The organism is Salinisphaera sp. S4-8, from assembly GCF_040361235.1.
Lineage (GTDB): Bacteria > Pseudomonadota > Gammaproteobacteria > Nevskiales > Salinisphaeraceae > Salinisphaera.
The window spans coordinates 126,648-144,311 of record NZ_APNF01000008.1; the positions used below are offsets into that span (position 1 = coordinate 126,648).

The 17,664-nt window shown below is 63.1% G+C and carries 16 protein-coding genes; 12 read left to right on the plus strand and 4 right to left on the minus strand.

Annotation, left to right across the window (positions count from 1 at the left end; all coding sequences use genetic code 11):
* Position 1 precedes the first annotated feature (1 nt).
* Positions 2-1,384: a sodium-dependent transporter gene (locus tag S4A8_RS13455; RefSeq protein ID WP_353220528.1), complete on the plus strand. Its 1,383-nt coding sequence runs from the start codon at positions 2-4 to the stop codon at positions 1,382-1,384.
* On the plus strand, positions 1,381-1,686 hold the full coding sequence (locus S4A8_RS13460; protein ID WP_353220529.1) for an RnfH family protein: 306 nt from the start codon (positions 1,381-1,383) through the stop codon (positions 1,684-1,686). The genes S4A8_RS13455 and S4A8_RS13460 overlap by 4 nt, the downstream gene beginning before the upstream one ends.
* A gap of 6 nt (positions 1,687-1,692) precedes the next feature.
* On the opposite strand, the gene S4A8_RS13465 is transcribed toward S4A8_RS13460, so the two are convergent.
* The 3 genes from S4A8_RS13465 to S4A8_RS13475 form a co-directional block, all read right to left on the minus strand.
* A complete protein-coding gene (locus S4A8_RS13465; protein WP_353220530.1) occupies positions 1,693-2,133 on the minus strand; it encodes an outer membrane protein assembly factor BamE in 441 nt (146 codons plus the stop codon).
* Between the two features lie 113 nt (positions 2,134-2,246).
* Complete coding sequence (recN, locus tag S4A8_RS13470) at positions 2,247-3,920, minus strand: DNA repair protein RecN (protein ID WP_353220531.1); 1,674 nt, start codon at positions 3,918-3,920, stop codon at positions 2,247-2,249.
* On the minus strand, positions 3,920-4,813 hold the full coding sequence (locus tag S4A8_RS13475) for an NAD(+) kinase (protein WP_353220532.1): 894 nt from the start codon (positions 4,811-4,813) through the stop codon (positions 3,920-3,922). The genes recN and S4A8_RS13475 overlap by 1 nt, the downstream gene beginning before the upstream one ends.
* Positions 4,814-4,997: 184 nt before the next feature.
* On the opposite strand from S4A8_RS13475, the gene grpE reads away from it, so the two are divergent.
* The 10 genes from grpE to S4A8_RS13525 all read left to right on the plus strand — a co-directional run bounded on the left by grpE (position 4,998) and on the right by S4A8_RS13525 (position 17,195).
* A complete protein-coding gene (grpE, locus tag S4A8_RS13480) occupies positions 4,998-5,627 on the plus strand; it encodes a nucleotide exchange factor GrpE (RefSeq protein ID WP_353220533.1) in 630 nt (209 codons plus the stop codon).
* 125 nt (positions 5,628-5,752) lie between these two features.
* Positions 5,753-7,696 (plus strand): molecular chaperone DnaK, encoded by a 1,944-nt coding sequence (gene dnaK / locus S4A8_RS13485; protein WP_353220534.1) that lies wholly within the window; start codon positions 5,753-5,755, stop codon positions 7,694-7,696.
* 80 nt (positions 7,697-7,776) lie between these two features.
* Positions 7,777-8,916, plus strand: coding sequence for a molecular chaperone DnaJ (gene dnaJ / locus S4A8_RS13490; protein ID WP_353220535.1), 1,140 nt, complete (start codon positions 7,777-7,779; stop codon positions 8,914-8,916).
* A gap of 29 nt (positions 8,917-8,945) precedes the next feature.
* Complete coding sequence (dapB, locus tag S4A8_RS13495) at positions 8,946-9,758, plus strand: 4-hydroxy-tetrahydrodipicolinate reductase (protein WP_353220536.1); 813 nt, start codon at positions 8,946-8,948, stop codon at positions 9,756-9,758.
* A 108-nt stretch (positions 9,759-9,866) separates the two neighbouring features.
* Positions 9,867-11,006, plus strand: coding sequence for a glutamine-hydrolyzing carbamoyl-phosphate synthase small subunit (carA, locus tag S4A8_RS13500; RefSeq protein WP_353220537.1), 1,140 nt, complete (start codon positions 9,867-9,869; stop codon positions 11,004-11,006).
* 6 nt (positions 11,007-11,012) lie between these two features.
* Positions 11,013-11,405, plus strand: coding sequence for a GxxExxY protein (locus tag S4A8_RS13505; RefSeq protein ID WP_353220538.1), 393 nt, complete (start codon positions 11,013-11,015; stop codon positions 11,403-11,405).
* 51 nt (positions 11,406-11,456) lie between these two features.
* Complete coding sequence (gene carB / locus S4A8_RS13510) at positions 11,457-14,681, plus strand: carbamoyl-phosphate synthase large subunit (protein WP_353220539.1); 3,225 nt, start codon at positions 11,457-11,459, stop codon at positions 14,679-14,681.
* 156 nt (positions 14,682-14,837) lie between these two features.
* Positions 14,838-15,380 (plus strand): diaminobutyrate acetyltransferase, encoded by a 543-nt coding sequence (ectA, locus tag S4A8_RS13515; RefSeq protein WP_353220556.1) that lies wholly within the window; start codon positions 14,838-14,840, stop codon positions 15,378-15,380.
* A 67-nt stretch (positions 15,381-15,447) separates the two neighbouring features.
* Positions 15,448-16,725, plus strand: a complete 1,278-nt coding sequence (gene ectB / locus S4A8_RS13520; protein WP_353220540.1) for a diaminobutyrate--2-oxoglutarate transaminase — start codon at positions 15,448-15,450, stop codon at positions 16,723-16,725.
* Positions 16,726-16,805: 80 nt separating this feature from the next.
* Entirely contained in the window at positions 16,806-17,195 is a 390-nt protein-coding gene (locus S4A8_RS13525; RefSeq protein ID WP_353177884.1) for an ectoine synthase, read from the plus strand.
* Positions 17,196-17,285: 90 nt separating this feature from the next.
* On the opposite strand, the gene S4A8_RS13530 is transcribed toward S4A8_RS13525, so the two are convergent.
* Positions 17,286-17,597: a hypothetical protein gene (locus S4A8_RS13530; protein WP_353177885.1), complete on the minus strand. Its 312-nt coding sequence runs from the start codon at positions 17,595-17,597 to the stop codon at positions 17,286-17,288.
* Positions 17,598-17,664 lie beyond the last annotated feature (67 nt).

The window sequence follows — 17,664 nt, forward strand, 5'->3', positions numbered from 1 at the left end:
GATGGCGGCGTTGGCCCAGCGCACGCAGTGGTCGTCGTCGCCCCGTTTCGTGATCGCGATGATCGCGGCGGTGGTGAGTCTGAGTAATCTCTGGCGGTTGCCGTATCTGTTGTCGGACTACGGCGCGGGCGCATTTTTGCTGGTGTATGTGGGCGCGTTGTTGAGCATGGGGCTGCCGCTGTTTTCAGGGCAGCTGCTCATGGCGCGGGGCACGCGTGCAGATGTGCCCGGGGTGATCGCCGCCTGGACACGCAATACGCCGCATTCGCGGGTATGGATCTGGAGCGGTTATCTCGCGGTATTCGGGGCCGGCCTGCTGCTGGCGGCCTACAGCGTGGTTGCGGCCTGGAGTCTGGCCTACAGTCTGCGCGGCGTGACCGGCATGCTCGATGGCAGTTCGGTGGCCGCGGCGAATGCCCAGTTCGTGACCTTCGCCCGCGATTCGGAAAGGGGCTTTGGCTGGCTGCTGTTGTTTTTCGCGCTGATCACGGCAACCGCGGCCCGCGGTCTGCGCCGCGGCGTGGAGCCGGTCATGCGCACGCTGGCGTTCTGCATGCTCATGGCACTGACCGCGCTGGTGGTGTCGTCGCTCATGGACGCGCGTGCATCGTCAGCCTTGCATGCGGTATTCGCCGTGGATTTCGCGGCGCTGAGTTGGCGCGGCGTGTTCGAAGCGCTCTATCAGGCGTTTTTCACCCTGAGCCTGGGTACCGGCGTGGTGGTGTGTTTTGGCAGCTATCTGCCCAGCGATACGCCGGTGGTACGTCTGTCGCTGCTCATTCTGTTGATTGATCTGGCGGTTTCGCTGGCCTGCGCGTTCATGCTGGCGGTGTTCGTCGGCGACAGCGGGGCCAATCTGGATGTGGGCATTCAGAGCCTGTTCGAAACGTTGCCGGTAGCGCTGGCTGGCAGCTGGCAGGCGCCGATCATGTTCGTATTGGTCGCGCTGGTGAGTCTATCGACCGCGATCGGGCTGTTCGAGCCGGTCGTACAGCTGGTCCAGCATCGGTCGGGCTACAGCCGCCTGCGCTCGGCGCTGTATGCGGGCGTCGCACTGGCATTGCTGGGGCTGGTAGCGCTGTTGTCCTTCGGCATGCTGCATCGGCTGACCGTGTTCGGCTACAACCTGTTCGGCTGGCTGATGCTGGCCACCGCCCAGCTGATCGGACCATTGACGGGCTTGTTGCTGTGTATCCTCATGGGGCGGGTACTGGCCCGCAAGCGTCTGGTCGACGCCTGGCAGCACGCCGGCGAATACAGCCGGGCGACCGGCTTTGCCATCTGGCATGCGCTGCTGCGCTATCCCACCCGGATCGTGCTGGTTCTGGTGCTCGCCTATGCGCTGGGCGCGCTGCGACTGATCGAAATCGTGTGGTTCCCGTGAGCGAAACGGTGGCAATCGAGGTCGTGCTGGCGTTGCCGGGTGAATGCCTGCGCAAGACCGTGCACCTGACAGCGCCGGCCACTGCCGAACAGGCCTTGCGCGCGAGCGGGCTGGATCGGGTGTATCGCGAGCGTGTGGGCCACCCGTTGCCGGCGCTGGGCGTGTACGGGCGCAAGATCAAGGCCGAACAGACCCTCAAGCATGGGGATCGGCTCGAGCTCTATCGCCCGCTCACGGCCGATCCGCGCCAGCGTCGGCGTGCGAAGGTGGATGCCCGCCGGCGCGGCGAGCGCAGCGACTAGGGCGCTTCAGGTGCCGGGTAGCGGCGCGCTCAGCGGCTGATCTTCCGAGCGATCCGGATCATCCGCGCCGGGCAGATCGTTGTCCGGGCCGGGGGTCACGCTCGACGGTACGGGCTCGTCGTCCATGATCTGCGTGGTGTATTCCTCGTCGCCATCGATTTCGGCGAGCTTGTCGTCGACGAAATACAGGTTCAACTCGCTCTGGCGCACATGCGCACGCGGATCGCGGTAATAGAACACGTAGTCCCAGCGGTCCTTTTCGAAGTTGCTGTCGATCAGCGATGTACCCATCACGTATTCGACCTGACGCTTGGTCATGCCGAGTTCGAGCTGGTTGACGTTCTTGGCCGTCACCACATTGCCTTGCACCACCGGCACACGAAAGAAAACCGGTAGGCTGCATGCGCTGAGCATGAGCAGCATGACGAGCACGGCGACTGTTCTCATAGACTTGGACCCGTAGTTGGCGAGGGGCATCATACGGCAGCGCTTTTGCAGCTGCCAAACGCGGGCAGGGTCGATACGCGCAACAGCGCGCGCTGCACGTTGAGTACGCCCATTCAAGCGCGCGCCCGTTCGATCATGTCGGCGGCATGCGCTCGGGTCTGGGCGGTGAGTTCCACGCCGCCGAGCATGCGTGCGACTTCCTCGACCCGCGTGTCGGCATCGAGATAGGTGATACGCGTGGACGTGTGCCCGTTGCGCACCTGTTTGGCTACATGCAGATGGTGGGCGGCCTGGGCAGCGACCTGGGGTAGATGGGTTACGCACAGCGACTGCCCGGCCGCGCCCAGCGCGCGCAGCTGGCGGCCCACGATCTCGGCGACACCGCCGCCGATGCCGGTATCGACCTCGTCGAACACCAGCGTGGGCACGCGGGTACGCGTGGCCGCGACCACCTCGATCGCCAGGCTGATGCGCGACAACTCGCCGCCGGAAGCCACGCGTTCGAGCGGGCGCGCGCTCTGCCCCGGATTGGCCGCGATCAGGAATTCGATCTCGTCTGTGCCCTCGGCACTGATGCGCGTATGCGCACGCGGGGCCACGCGCACGCTGAACTCGCCCTCGGGCATGCCCAGCGAGCGGATGATGTCGGTAATGGCCTTGCCCAACTGCTTGGCGGCGGCAACGCGTTTCTTGCTGAGCGCGGCAGCGGCTTCGTGATAGGCCTCGGTCTGGCGGGCTTCGTCTTTCTTGAGCGTTTCCAGACGCGCGCCGGCACCCTCGAGCGCGTCGAGTTCCTCGGCCAGGCGGGTGGCCAGCGCCGGCAGATCGGCGGGCGCACAATGATGCTTGCGGGCCAGGTCCTGGATGCTGGCCAGACGTTGTTCGACTTCCTGAAAACGTTGCGGATCGATATCGAGGGTGTCGACATGATGGCGCAGCGCATCGACCGCCTCCTGCGCCTGGATGCGGGCACTGGCGACCAGTTCGAGGATGGGCGCAAAGCCGTCGTCGATTTCGGCCAGGTCGCCCACCAGGCGCTCGGCGCTGCCGAGCTGGTCCATCGCCGCGCCTTCTTCGGCTTCGTAGAGCAGGGTCAGCGCGCGCTGGCCATCGCCGATGAGCCGCTCGGCGCTGGCCAGACGGCGGTGTTCGGCTTCCAGTTCGTCGAGTTCGTCCGCGCCCAGATCCAGCGCTTCGAGTTCGCTGACCTGGTAGCGCAACAGATCGATACGCATGGCGCCGGCATCGTCGACCTGTTCGATGGCCGCGATCGCTGCGCGCGTTTCGCGCAGTTTGTCGGAGGCCTCGGCCACGGCGGCGAGTACGTTGGCGTGCTCGCCGTATTCATCGAGCAGATCGCGCTGCGCGCTTCGCCGCAACAGCGACTGATGCGCATGCTGGCCGTGGATATCGACCAGGCGTTCGCCAAGCTCGCGCAGCTCGCGTGCGGGCATGGGCGTGCCGTTGATCCAGCAGCGGCTGCGGCCTTCGCTGGCGACCACGCGCCGGATCAGGCATTCGTTGTCGTCGTCGAGCTCGTGTTCGGCCAGCCACGCACGCGCGGTCGGGGCATCGTCGAGCACGAAGCGCGCGCTCACCTCGGCGCGTTCGGCGCCTTCGCGTACCGCCTGGGCATCGGCGCGATCGCCAAGAATCAGATTGAGCGCATCCACCAGAATCGATTTGCCGGCGCCGGTTTCGCCGGACAGCACGGTCATGCCGGTATCAAACTCCACATCCAGCCGGTCGATGATCGCGAAATTGCGAATGGTGATTTCAGCCAGCATCAGGAATACGCCAGTTTCTGACCGCGGCCCCACTGCAGCTTGTTGCGCAGGATATTGAAGTAATCGTAGCCGCGCGGATGGATCAGCTTGAGATCGTGTTCGCCACGCCGGATATGCACGCAATCGCCCGCGCCCAGCGGCTGGCTGACCTGGCCGTCGCTGGTGAACAGCGCCGCGCCGTCGAGCGTATCGGCCACGCGCACTTCGATTTCGTGATCGGCATCGACGATCAGCGGCCGATCGGAGAGCGTATGCGGACAAATAGGGACCAGCGCCAGCGCATTGAGCGCGGGATGCAGCACCGGCCCGCCGCCGGATAGCGCATAGGCGGTCGAGCCGGTGGGCGTGGCCACGACCATGCCGTCGGCTCGGTGGTGGCTGATGAAGGCGCCGTTCATATAGGTGTCGAAATCCAGCACGCGGGCAAAGGCCTGGTTGCGGATCACGCATTCGTTGATGGCCGGATACAGATCGGGCTGCAACTGGCCATCCGCGCGCTCGATTTGCGCTGCAAGCATGAGGCGGGATTCGGCGATGTACTCGCCGGCAAAGATCTCGTCGAGCGTGGCGCTCATGTCGGCCGGCAGTACGTCGACCATGAAGCCCAGGCGGCCGAGGTTGACGCCCAGAAGCGGCGTGCCGGACGCAGCGGCCGCTCGCCCGGCATCCAGCAGCGTGCCGTCGCCACCGACCACCACCACCAGATCGCAGCGTTCGCCGAGCTGGTCGCGCGGGCAGGTTTCCACCTGTTCATGTGCGCTGGCGTGGCTGTCGTCCAGCAGCACGCGCTTATCGCGCGCCTGCAGATCGGCGATCAGATTTTTCAGGGTCTGGCGTACGCCATCGTCGTGTTTCTTGGCCAGGATGCCGACGGTTTCGAACTGTTGCGCCATGCGCTTGCCTGCGGCCTGCCGGGAAGTCGATCGCGTAAGCATTCACGCCTTGCACGACAATTTCAACGAAAACCGGCGACATCGCACGCTTGAAATGGCGCCAGCCAGCCCAATGGTGAGGGCAGTCACGCCGGCGCAGGGCGTATCTGGCCGGCACCGTCCAACAAGCGGGGATTTGCAACACATGAGCCAGGACGAAAAACACAGTACACCGCACGGCGAAACGGATTCCGCGGCCGAAAACACGCCGCAGCCGGATGTGGAAGCAGTGCAGACCGGTAGCGAAGACTTTGTCGATGCCGGCGAGACCACGGCCGACAGCATTTCGGAAACCGATGAGCTGCAGGCCGAACTCGACCAGGCACGCGCCGAAGCCGAGCAGTATCGCGATCAGGCAGTGCGTGCGCATGCGGAAATGGAAAACGTGCGCAAACGCGCCCAGCGCGACGTGGAATCGGCGCGCAAGTTCGCGATCGAGAAGTTCGCTTCCGAGCTGCTGGGCGTACGCGACAGCCTCGAGCTGGGGCTGAAGGCCGCCGAGGAACAAAGCGGCGATTACGACAAGCTCAAGGAAGGCATGGATATGACCGTGCGCATGCTGGCCTCGAGCATGGAAAAAGTCGGTATCGAAGCCATCGACCCGAAGGGTGAGGCCTTCAACCCGGAATATCACGAGGCGGTTTCGACCCAGCCCAGTGAAGAGCTGGCGCCCAATACCGTCGCCGAGGTGATGCAGAAGGGCTACACGCTCAACGGCCGGGTGTTGCGTGCGGCGATGGTGGTCGTGGCCAAGCCCGCCGGTGGCGATTCATAAGCGGGCAAAAATCCGGCGCATAAAGGGGCGGGGCGCTTGAAAAGATTCGCATCGCGCCCCAAATCGATTGTCAAGTCAAGTTTTAAAGACGCTGCCAATGCAGTGCGAAGTAGAGGGAATTAAACATGGGTAAGATTATCGGTATCGACCTCGGCACCACGAACTCCTGTGTGGCCGTGCTCGAAGGCGACCAGCCTAAAGTGATCGAGAACGCGGAAGGCGAGCGCACCACGCCGTCGGTCGTCGCGTTCACCGACGACGACCAGACGCTGGTCGGTCGCCCGGCCAAGCGCCAAGCGGTCACCAACCCCAACGATACGCTGTATGCGATCAAGCGCCTGATCGGTCGTACCTTCGACGATCCGACCACGCAGAAGGACATCGACGCGGTGCCCTACAAGATCGTCAAGGCCGACAACGGCGATGCGTGGGTTGAAGCCCGTGGCCAGAAGATGGCGCCGCCGGAAGTTTCGGCCAAGGTCCTGCAGAAGATGAAGGCCACCGCCGAAGACTATCTCGGCGAAAAGGTCACCGAAGCCGTAATCACCGTGCCGGCCTACTTCAACGACGCCCAGCGTCAGGCCACCAAGGACGCCGGTCGTATTGCCGGTCTCGACGTCAAGCGCATCATCAACGAGCCGACCGCGGCCGCGCTGGCCTACGGCATGGACAAGAAGGGCGGCGACAAGAAGATCGCGGTCTATGACCTGGGCGGCGGTACCTTCGATATCTCCATCATCGAAGTGGCCGAAGTCGACGGCGAGCACCAGTTCGAAGTGCATGCCACCAACGGCGACACCTTCCTGGGTGGTGAAGACTTCGACAACGCCATCATCGAGCACATCGCGGCCGAGTTCCAGAAGGAACAGGGCGTGGATCTGCGCAAGGACAAGCTGGCCCTGCAGCGCCTGAAAGAGGCCGCCGAGAAGGCCAAGATCGAGCTGTCCTCCACGCAGCAGACCGAAATCAACCTGCCGTATGTCACGGCCGATCAGTCGGGTCCGAAGCATCTGAACATGAAGATGACCCGCGCCAAGCTGGAAAGCCTGGTCGAGGATCTGGTCGCCCGTACGATCGACCCGTGCCGGACCGCGCTCAAGGATGCGGGCATGAAGGCCTCGGATATCGACGACGTGATTCTGGTCGGCGGCCAGACGCGCATGCCGGCCGTGCAGGAAGCAGTGAAGAGCTTCTTCGGCAAGGAAGCGCGCAAGGACGTGAACCCGGACGAAGCCGTGGCCGTGGGTGCCGCCATCCAAGGCTCGGTGCTTTCGGGCGACACCAAGGACGTGCTGCTGCTTGACGTCACACCGCTGTCGCTGGGTATCGAAACCCTGGGCGGCAAGATGACCAAGCTCATCGACAAGAACACCACCATTCCGACCCGCAAGTCGGAAGTGTTCTCCACCGCCGAGGACAACCAGCCGGCCGTAACGGTGCATGTGCTCCAGGGTGAGCGCGAGCAGGCCAGCGCCAACAAGTCGCTGGGCCGCTTCGACCTGTCGGATATTCCGCCGGCACCGCGCGGTACGCCGCAGATCGAGGTCACCTTCGATATCGACGCCAACGGCATCCTGAACGTGTCGGCCAAGGACAAGGCCACCGGCAAGGAACAGTCGATCGTCATCAAGGCCTCCTCCGGTCTGTCCGACGAAGAGATCGACAAGATGGTCGCTGATGCCGAAGCGCACGCCGAGGAAGACGCCAAGTTCAACGAACTGATCACGGCGCGCAACCAGGCGGACGGCCTGATCCACGGCATCGAGAAAGCCATGCGCGATCTCGGTGACAAGGTCAGCGAAGACGAGAAGAAGCCGATCGACGATGCGATCGCCGAGCTTCGTACCGCGCTCGAAGGCGACGACAAGGACGAAATCGACGCCAAGACGCAGAAGCTCTCCGAGGCGTCCGCTCCGGTCATGGAAAAGGCCTACAGCGACGGCCAGGGTGACGAAGCCGCCGCTGGCGAAGGCCAGGCCCAGAGCGAGGGCGGCTCGAACGACGATGTCGTCGATGCCGACTTCGAGGAAGTCAAGGACGACGACAAGAAGTCCGGCACCAACTCGTAATCCGCTCGATCGGATAGTCCTACTGCCGGGGCAGCGCCAGTCGTTGCCCCGGCGTTTTTGGTTGTAAAGGTCAAGGATTCATGGCGAACCGCGATTACTACGAAATCCTCGGCGTGTCGAAGAGCGCGTCGAAGGACGAAATCAAGAAAGCCTATCGCCGGCTGGCGATGAAGAACCATCCGGACCGCAACCCGGATGACGCCGATGCCGAAGCGCGTTTCAAGGAGGCCTCGGAAGCCTACGAAGTGCTCTCCGACGACCAGAAGCGCCAGACGTATGACCAGTTCGGTCATGCCGGGCTCGGCGGCGCTGCGGGCGGCGGCGGCGGCTTCGGTGGCGCGGGCGCTGGCGGTTTCGGCGATATCTTTGGCGATATCTTTTCCGACATCTTCGGCGGCGGCATGGGCGGCGGCCGTCAGCGTGCCTCGCGCGGCGCCGATCTTCGCTACGATCTGGATCTGGATCTGGAAACCGCCATCGGCGGCGACACGGTCGAAATCCGGATTCCCACGCTCGAGCAGTGCGACGCCTGCGACGGCAGCGGTGCGGAGAAGGATTCGCCGGTCGATACCTGCCCGACCTGCCAAGGCGTCGGTCAGGTGCGTATTCAGCAAGGATTTCTGTCGATCCAGCAAAGCTGCCCGGATTGCCACGGCAGCGGCAAGAAGATCCGCAATCCCTGTCGTAAGTGCGGCGGCGAAGGCCGGGTGCAGTCGTCCAAGACGCTGTCGGTCAAGGTACCGCCGGGCGTGGACAACGGCGATCGCATCCGCTTGTCCGGCGAAGGCGAAGCCGGCGAAATGGGTGGGCCGTCGGGCGATCTGTACGTACAGATCAACGTCAAGCCGCATGAGTTTTTCGAGCGCGACGGCAACAACCTGCACGCCAATGTGCCCGTCGATATGATCACGGCCGCGCTCGGCGGCGAAATCGACGTGCCCACGCTGGATGGCAAGGTCAGCCTGCGTATCCCGGCCGAAACCCAGTCGGGCAAGACGTTCCGTCTGCGCGGCAAGGGGGTGCAGTCGGTACGTACCTCCGCGCCGGGCGATCTGCTGTGCAAGGTATCGGTGGAGACGCCGGTCAACCTCAATGCCAAGCAGAAGAAATTGCTTGAAGAGCTGCGCGAAAGCCTGGAAACCAGCGGTCGCAGCCATAGCCCGGCGACCAGCTCCTGGCTGGACAAGGCCAAGCGTTTCTTTAACGAACACCTCGGCTGAGGCGGTCGAGCGAAAAGGAGGGTGACGTCATGACCACACGTGTGGCGATTAACGGCGCCGCCGGGCGCATGGGCCGGGAACTGATCATTGCCTGTCAGCGCAATGATGCGCTGACCCTGGCGGCGGCTTTCGAAGCACCCGACAGCCCGGCGATCGGCCAGGATGCCGGGCGCCTGGCCACGGGCGAAGACCTCGGCGTGGCGATTGCCAGCGCCGATGATCGCGATGCCTCGGCATTCGATGTGCTGGTCGACTTCACCCGGCCCGAGCCCTGTCTGGCGGCACTCGCCGACTGTGTAGCGGGCAATGCGGCCATGGTCATCGGCACCACCGGTTTTGATGACAGCCAGCTTGCCCAGCTCGACGAGGCGGCCTCCAAGATCGCGCTCGTATTCGCGCCCAACTTCAGTGCCGGCGTGAACTTGACGCTGAAACTCCTTGAAACGGCAGCGAAAGCACTGGGCGACGATTTCGATATCGAAGTCATCGAGGCCCATCATCGCCACAAGGTCGATGCCCCCTCGGGTACCGCACTGCGAATGGGCGAAGTGCTCGCCGATGCCACCGGGCGCGATCTTGACGATTGCGCGGTGTACGCACGTCAGGGCCATACCGGCGAGCGCGAGCGTGGCAGCATCGGTTTTCAGACCATTCGCGGCGGCGACATCGTCGGCGAGCATACGGTGCTGTTTGCCGGCGAGGGCGAGCGCGTCGAGATCACCCACAAGGCCTCGTCGCGTCAGACATTCGCCGGCGGGGCAATGCGCGCGGCCGCCTGGGTCGCCCAGCAGCCGGCCGGGCGCTATGACATGAACGACGTGCTGGGGCTGTCTGCCGACTAAGGAAACTGGCCGCGGGCCATTCAAGCGGCTATAATCCGGCGCCGCCTGCGCCCGACTTCGTTTCGCGAATACCGGTGCGTCCCGAATCCACGAATCCTGGAGGCCCTGTTGCGCCCCAAAGCTGTGCTCGCGCTCGAAGACGGTAGCCTGTTTCACGGTCGTGCAATCGGTGCTCTCGGCACCACGGTGGGTGAGGTCGTATTCAATACGGCCATGACCGGCTACCAGGAGATCCTCACCGATCCCTCCTATCGTCAGCAGATGGTCACGCTGACGTATCCGCATATCGGCAATACCGGTGCCAACCCCGAAGACATCGAGTCCGACCGCGTACAGGCGGCCGGTCTGATCATCCGCGAAGTGCCGCGCGCCCAAAGCAACTGGCGCGCGCGCAGTGGTCTGATCGAATATCTCGAAGACAACGGCGTGGTGGGGATCGGCGATATCGATACCCGTCGCCTGACCCGCGTGCTGCGCGAAAAAGGCGCACAGAACGGTTGTATCGTCGCCGGTGACGATATCGATGTAGACGAAGCGATCGCCCAGGCGCGCGCGTTCGCCGGCCTGAAGGGCGCGGACCTCGCGGCCGATGCCGGCACCACCGAAATCTACGAATGGCGCGAGCCCAGCTGGGTCGGCCCCAACGATTCGCACGCGCCGGCGCCGCCTGCCTACCATGTCGCGGTCTACGACTATGGGGTGAAATACAACATCCTACGCCGGCTGGTGGATTGCGGTGCGAAGGTCACCGTGGTGCCGCCGCGTACGCCGGTGGCCGAGGTGTTGGATATGGGCGTGGACGGCGTGCTGCTGGCCAATGGCCCCGGCGATCCGGAGCCGCTGGATTACGCGATCGCGACCTGTCGTGAGCTTATCGAGCGGGGCTTTCCCACGCTGGGTATCTGTCTGGGCCACCAGATCCTGGGGCTGGCCGCCGGTGGCAAGAGCCTGAAGATGAAGTTCGGCCATCACGGCGCCAACCATCCGGTTCAGGATATCGACACCGGCGAAGTGCTCATTACCAGCCAGAACCACGGCTTTGCCATCGATGAGGCCAGCCTGCCCGAATCCGCGCGGGTCACCCATCGCTCGTTGTTCGACGGCTCTCTACAGGGCATCGAAATTGTCGGCAAGCCGGTGTTTTCGTTCCAGGGCCATCCGGAAGCCAGCCCCGGCCCGCACGACGTGGCACCCATTTTCGATCGCTTCATGCGGGCGATGGGTCAAGGCAAGTCCGACCGCGAATGAACGCGAATGCACGCAAATGAAGAAAGCCTATCGAAACGCGTGATCGGTTGTGCGTTCGAGGTCAGTAATCGATTGGGCGCCGGTTTCTTCGAAAACGCTTATGAAAATGCGCTGGCGGTCGAATTTCGGGCGCAGCGCATCGGCTACGAAAAACAAAAACGATTGGTCGTGACGTACCGCGACGAGATCGTTGGTGAGTATGTAGCGGATATGGTTGTCGACAATCGCTTGATCATCGAGATCAAGGCAGTGAGTTCGATAACGACGGTTCATGAGGCGCAACTCATGAATTATCTCAAGGCGACGCGAATGCCCGTCGGGTTGCTGCTCAATTTTGGAAAGCCCAGGGTTTCGGTAAAAAGACTGGTCAATGACTACGACCCGGGCGCTGCCATATGAATTTTGTCTTATTCGCGTTAATTCGCGTTCATTTGCGGACAGAAACTAGCCATGCCTAAACGCACAGACCTGAAAAGCATCCTCGTTATCGGCGCCGGCCCGATCGTGATCGGCCAAGCCTGCGAGTTCGACTACTCGGGCATGCAGGCCTGCAAGGCGCTCAAGGACGAGGGCTTTCGCGTCATCCTGGTGAACTCGAATCCGGCCACGATCATGACTGACCCGGAAACGGCGGACGCGGTCTATATCGAGCCGATTACCTGCGCCACGGTCGAGCGCATCATCGAAGCCGAAAAGCCCGATGCATTGCTGCCCACGATGGGTGGCCAGACCGCGCTCAACTGCGCGCTGGATCTGTATAACGCCGGGGTGCTCGCCAAGCACGGCATCGAAATGATCGGCGCCACTCAGGAAGCCATCGACATGGCCGAAGATCGCAGCGCCTTCCGGCGCGCGATGACCGAAATCGGTCTGGCCACGCCCGAATCCGCGGTCGTGCATACGATGGACGAAGGCATCGAGGTGCAGGCCCGCATCGGTTTCCCGATCATCATGCGGCCGTCCTTCACCCTGGGCGGCACCGGGGGCGGTATCGCCTACAACCGCGAGGAGTTCGAAGATCTGCTCTCGCGCGGGCTGGAACTGTCGCCGACCAACGAAGTGCTGCTCGAACAGAGCGTGCTCGGCTGGAAGGAATACGAGATGGAGGTGGTGCGCGATCACGCGGACAACTGCATCATCATCTGTGCGATCGAGAACCTCGACGCGATGGGTGTCCACACCGGCGACTCGATCACCGTCGCCCCCGCCCAGACGCTGACCGATCGCGAATACCAGGTCATGCGCGACGCCTCGCTGGCCTGTCTGCGCAAGATCGGTGTGGATACCGGCGGCTCGAACGTGCAGTTCGCAATCAATCCGGCCGACGGCAAGATGATCATCATCGAGATGAATCCGCGCGTATCGCGCTCGTCGGCACTGGCCTCCAAGGCCACCGGCTTTCCCATTGCCAAGATCGCGGCCAAGCTCGCAGTGGGCTATACGCTCGACGAGCTGGATAACGAAATCACCGGCGGTGCCACGCCGGCCTCGTTCGAGCCGTCGATCGACTATGTCGTCACCAAGATGCCGCGCTTCACCTTCGAGAAGTTTCCGGCCGCCGACAACCGTCTGACCACGCAGATGAAATCCGTGGGCGAGGCGATGGCGATCGGGCGCAGCTTTCAGGAGTCGCTGCAGAAGGCCATGCGCAGCCTGGAAATCGGTTCGGACGGCTTCGAACCCAAGCTCGAGGATCTGGCCAGTGATGCGGCCAAGGACACGCTGCGCGCCGAGCTGTCGACCCCGCGTGCCGAGCGGCTGTGGTATGTCGGCGATGCCTTCCGGGCGGGCTTCAGCCTGGACGAAGTCCATCGTCTGACCCATATCGACCCCTGGTTCCTCGACCAGATCGAAGAGCTGATCGCCATGGAAGGCGCGCTGGCGCAATCCACGCTGGGCGATCTCGATGCCGATACGCTGCGTGCCTACAAGCGCAAGGGCTTTTCCGACCTGCGTCTGGCCACGCTGCTGGGCTGTGATGAATTCGCGGTACGTCGCGCGCGGCTGAAGAACAATATCGTGCCGGTCTACAAGCGGGTCGATTCCTGTGCGGCGGAATTCCCCACCGCGACCGCCTATCAATACTCCTCCTACGACGAGGAGTGCGAGGCCAACCCCTCGAATCGCGACAAGATCATGGTGCTCGGCGGCGGGCCCAACCGGATTGGTCAGGGCATCGAGTTCGATTACTGCTGCGTGCACGCGGCGCTTGCCATGCGCGAAGACGGCTACGAGACCATCATGGTCAACTGCAATCCGGAAACCGTCTCCACCGACTACGACACCTCGGACCGGCTCTATTTCGAGCCGCTGACCTTCGAGGACGTGATGTCGATCATCGATGTCGAGCAGCCCAAGGGCGTGATCGTGCAGTACGGCGGTCAGACGCCCTTGAAACTTGCGCGTCGCCTGGAAGCCGCGGGCGCGCCGATCATCGGCACCACCCCGGATTCGATCGACCTGGCCGAGGATCGCGATCGCTTTCTCAACCTGGTCAACAAGCTCGGCCTCAAGCAGCCCGCCAACCGCAGTGCGCGCTCCGAAGCCGAGGCCATGCGTTTGGCCGAGGAAGTGGGCTTTCCCATGGTCGTACGCCCGTCGTACGTGTTGGGTGGCCGGGCGATGGAAATCGTCTACGAGCCGGAGGATCTGCAGCGCTATATGACCGCCGCGGTCAAGGTCTCGCCGGATTCGCCGGTATTGCTGGATCGCTTCCTGGAAGACGCGATCGAGCTGGATGTGGATGCCATCTGTGACGGCACCGATGTGTTCATCGGCGGCATCATGGAACATATCGAGCAGGCCGGCGTGCATTCCGGCGACTCGGCCTGTTCGCTGCCGCCGTACAGTCTCGGCGCCGAGGTGCTCGACGAAGTACGCCGTCAGACCGCCGCGCTCGCGCGCGGGTTGTCGGTGGTCGGCCTGATGAACGTCCAGTTCGCCATTCGCGGCGGCGAGGTCTATCTGCTGGAGGTCAATCCGCGCGCCTCGCGCACGGTGCCGTTCGTGTCCAAGGCCACGGGCGTGCCGCTGGCCAAGATTGCGGCGCGTTGCATGGCCGGACAGACGCTGGCCGAGCAGAAGATCGGCGCCGAGCGCAAGATCACGCATTTCGCGGTCAAGGAAGCGGTGTTCCCGTTCTCCAAGTTTCCGACCGTCGACCCCTTGCTCGGCCCGGAAATGAAATCCACCGGCGAGGTCATGGGCGTGGGCCGGACCTTTGGCGAGGCTTTTGCCAAGTCGCAGCTGGCCGGCGGCGTGGGCCTGCCGGAAAGCGGCACCGCGCTGATTACAGTGCGTGACGGCGACAAGCCGCATGCGGTCAAGCTCGCGCGCGAGCTCGCCGAGGCCGGCTTTGGCATCGTCGCCACGCGCGGCACGGCGAGTGCGATCAGCGAAGCGGGCGTGGCTTGCACGGTGGCCAACAAGGTCAAGGAAGGCCGCCCGCATATCGTCGACATGATAAAGAACGGCGAAATCCAGCTGGTGGTCAATACCACCGAGGGCAAGCGCGCGATCGAGGAATCACGCTCGATCCGGATCACGGCCTTGCGCTACAAGGTGGCCTACTTCACCACCATCGCCGGCGCCCAGGCCAGCTGTACCGCGCTCACCGACGGGCGCGCGGCTCAGGTGTATTCGCTGCAATCGATTCAGGCCGCGATCCCGGCGTAACTCAGGCGCGGCGCGCGTGTTCGCGTGTTGCGCCGCCTTTTCAGGCCTCGGCGATCTTGCGGCGATCGGGCGATCGACTGGGCGCAGGCCGGGGCGGGCCGAAAAAAATCGGCGAACCCGTTATAATGCGCACAAACCAAAACTCTGACTGAAGCCATTAGCGACCAAAATTCTGCAAACGACGTCCGGTTTCGTCCGCCTCGCAAGGAAGACGGTGCCGGTATTCTTCGCCTCGTGCACGATCTCGGCGTGCTCGATGTCAATTCGGCCTACGCCTATATGCTTATCGGCGAACACCACGCCGATACCAGCGTAGTCGCCGAGATCGACGGCGAACTGGTCGGGTTCATCACCGCCTATATCCTGCCGGCGCACCCCGACATCGTATTCGTCTGGCAGGTGGGTGTGGCCGAAGCCGGTCGCGGACGCGGTCTGGCTACGCGCATGCTCTTCGAGATCCTCGCGCGTGACGCTTGCCAGAACGTGCGCTATCTCGATACCACCATCGGGCCCAGCAACGATCCCTCGATTGCCTTGTTCCGCGGTCTGGCCCGTCGTCTGGAAACCGACGTTGCCGAAAACGAGCTGTTTTCCAGCGAGATGTTCGGCGATTTCGACGACGAGCCCCACGAGCCCGAGATCCTGTTTCGGATCGGCCCGTTCGACCGCGCCCGCGTGATCGCGCACCACAGCGAATAAGATCGCCAGGCCGCTTGCCATACGGCCGCCGCTCACCGATTATCCGAGCAAAAGCTCAGGAGCAGTTATGGAAATCATCAATCGTCTTGAATCCGAAGTCCGCGGCTATGTCCGTTCCTTTCCCAAGGTATTCACCTGGGCCAAAGGCAACCGCATGAAAGCCGAGGACGGCAGCGAGTATCTCGACTTCTTCTCCGGCGCTGGCGCGCTCAACTATGGTCACAACGACGAGACCATGAAGGCCGCGCTGATCGAATACATCCAGTCGGACGGTGTGACCCACGGTCTGGACATGGCCACCGCCGAGAAGATCCGGTTCCTCGAAACCTTCGAGAACGTGATCATGAAACCGCGCGGCATGGAGTACAAAATCCAGTTCCCGGGGCCGACCGGCACCAACGCAGTGGAAGCCGCGCTCAAGATCGCGCGCAAGGTCAAGAAGCGCCCGGGCGTGCTGTTCTTCACCAACGGCTATCACGGCATGACACTGGGCGCCCTGTCGGTCACCGGTAACGCCTCCAAGCGTGGCGGCGCGGGTGTTGCCATGCCTGGCACCACCCCGTTGCCTTACTGCGGCTATTTCGGTGAAGACCGTGATACCGCCGACGACCTCAAGGCCCTGCTGGAAAACAGCTCCAGCGGTCTGGAAAAGCCCGCGGCGGTGATCGTGGAAACGGTACAGGGCGAGGGCGGCATCAACGTCGCCAGCTTCGAATGGCTCAAGAAGATCGAACAGCTCTGCCACGAGCACGACATGCTGTTCATCGTCGACGATATTCAGGCGGGCGTGGGCCGTACCGGTCCGTTCTTCTCCTTCGAGCCGGCCGGCATCAAGCCGGACATCATCACCGTGTCCAAATCGCTGTCGGGCTACGGCCTGCCGCTGGCGATCACCATGATCCGTCCGGACCTGGATATCTGGAGCCCGGGCGAGCACAACGGCACCTTCCGCGGCTTCAATCATGCGTTCGCGACCGCGATCGCCGCGCTGGAAACCTACTGGAGCGACGACCAGCTCGAAAAGGAAACCCTGCGCAAGAGCGAAATCATCAAGCAGCGTCTTAACGCGATGGTGGATGCACAGCCGTCCTTCGAGGCCGAAATTCGCGGGCGCGGGTTCTTCATCGGCATGGATTGTGCCCAGGCCGAGCTGGCTGACGAGATTGCCGGCGAGTGTTTCGAGAACGGCCTGATCCTGGAAACGGCCGGTGCCGACGACAATGTCATGAAAGTCATGCCGCCGTTGATCAGCAGCGACGAAGACATCGCCGAAGGCCTGGATATCATCGAAAAGGCCCTGGCCACGGTGCTCGAACGCCACGGCCTGCTCAACAGCGCGGCCTGATCATTCGTTTGCCCTGCAATCTGCAGTCTATGCTGTAGGATGCAGGGGTGTAGATCATCACAAGACGCAAGGAGTCTTATATGAAGATTGTGCGTACCGAAGACCTGCGTGGCACCGACCGCGAAGTCATCAGCCCGGACGGCTGGACCAGCGTGCGCTGGTTGCTCAAGAGCGACGGCATGGGGTTTTCGTTCCACGAAACCACCTTCCCGCCGGGCCTGGAATTCGACATGTGGTACAAGTACCACCTCGAAGCGGTGTTCTGCTACAAGGGCGAGGGCACGATCGTCAATCGCGATACCGGCGAAGAACACAAGATCGAGCCGGGTACCGTGTATGCGCTGGATAACCACGACAAGCATACGCTCAAGGCCAAGACCGAAATGAAGCTGGTCTGTGCCTTCAACCCGCCGGTCACCGGTCGTGAGATCCACGACGAAGACGGCGCCTACGTGCCGCCGGAAGACTGATCGCAGCGCCTTTTCATCTGCGATGAATGAAAAAAGCCCCGGTCGCCAGACCGGGGCTTTTTTGTGCCCATTCGCTGCGCGCGCCCGGGTTTACACGGTCAGGCCACCGATCAGCGCGCCGAGCAGCAGCGGCAGACTCTGCACCACGATCAGAATGAATAACCCGGCGCTGGCGATCATGCCGATGATGGGCAAACCGATCAGCGCGCCGGAAAGCCCCACCAGCACGAAGCACAACACCGCAGCGGGCAACAGCGCTGCCAGCAGTCCGCGCGAGGCGCTGCCTGCCGTACGCCCGCCGACGAAACCGGCGACCAGCGGCCCCACCAATGGTAGCCAGAACAGTAGTAGGGAGAGAACGGCCATCCAGATCATGGCCATGACGATACTGCCTTGTTTCATGCGCTTCTTTTTCCTTTCCTTGATGGACGCGTGCCGGTCAAAACCGGACAATGACGCCGATTATCGC